Origin of the sequence: Vibrio sp. R-1 (genome assembly GCF_035615595.1) — a bacterium.
In the GTDB taxonomy this organism is placed as follows: Bacteria; Pseudomonadota; Gammaproteobacteria; order Enterobacterales; family Vibrionaceae; genus Vibrio; species Vibrio cholerae.
On record NZ_WPDC01000233.1, the window covers coordinates 1 to 926 of the forward strand.

General features: G+C 41.7%; 1 protein-coding gene. It reads left to right on the forward strand.

The genetic code is table 11. The features are described 5' to 3' along the window. The first annotated feature begins 42 nt into the window (after positions 1-42). Positions 43-924, forward strand: coding sequence for a restriction endonuclease (locus GOU96_RS17815; protein WP_196389913.1), 882 nt, complete (start codon positions 43-45; stop codon positions 922-924). Positions 925-926: the final 2 nt, after the last annotated feature.

The window sequence follows — 926 nt, forward strand, 5'->3', positions numbered from 1 at the left end:
CCTTAGGCGGGCGTTATGCCTATCTAAAAAGTAAGGAAATCGATGTTAGATTTTACTGAATTGTCAGAAAACGGTCTGGATTTGGAGCAACTTACGCGTGAGTTACTTTTTAGTCTTGGTTTGAAAGTTTATTGGAGTGGTGTCGGTCCGGACGGTGGTAAAGACCTGCTGTGTATAGAGGAGGACAATAGTCTTTTTGTTAAGTCATCTAAAAAATGGCTTGTGCAATGTAAACATAAGGCTAAATCGGGGGCTAGTGTTGGTGTTGGTGACCTAGACGATATTGTTACTAGCTGCGCTCAGTTTAATTGTGCTGGCTACTTATTGGTTACGTCAACTCAGCCCTCTTCTAAAGTTGTCGAAAGACTTGAGGCTTTAACAAACAATGATGCCGTAAATATTTTGGCGACTTGTTGGGATAGCGTTGAAATTGAGAGAAAGTTAAGGACACCTAACCAGTGGCATATTGCCCAACGTTTTTTTCCAAAGAGCGCATCTGGCTGGCAAATCTTCGCAAGCGAACGTCCCAACCATTGGACTGCTAATTTCAAAGGTTATTACTTTCATATCACTAATCGTATTGGCTCAAGCTGTACCATGTACCTTGACCAAATTGAATCCAAAATCAATGAGTTGGAGAGTCTTGGACTTCCGGATGGTCACTTTTTGAGATTAAGGTCAGTTTATTACAACGATAAAGGTGGCACTTTTATGTGGTATGTCGATTACCTACACCCGTATGGCTCTGAGGCTGTCGGTGATGCAGAGGCTTTTGAAGCTCACTTTGAAGGTGAATGGTGTGACAGTTTTGATTTTAAAGTTCGCACTTACTCAGAACAAAGTGATCATTACGATAGAGATCACTACGACTTTTATGACAGGTATATGGGGCAATTTATCATGGGTATGTATCGCCCACGATAGGC

Excerpts from the sequence above, each read along its gene's own strand:
- GOU96_RS17815 (WP_196389913.1), top strand. The coding sequence starts at position 43 with ATGTTAGATTTTACTGAATTGTCAGAAAACGGTCTGGATTTGGAGCAA.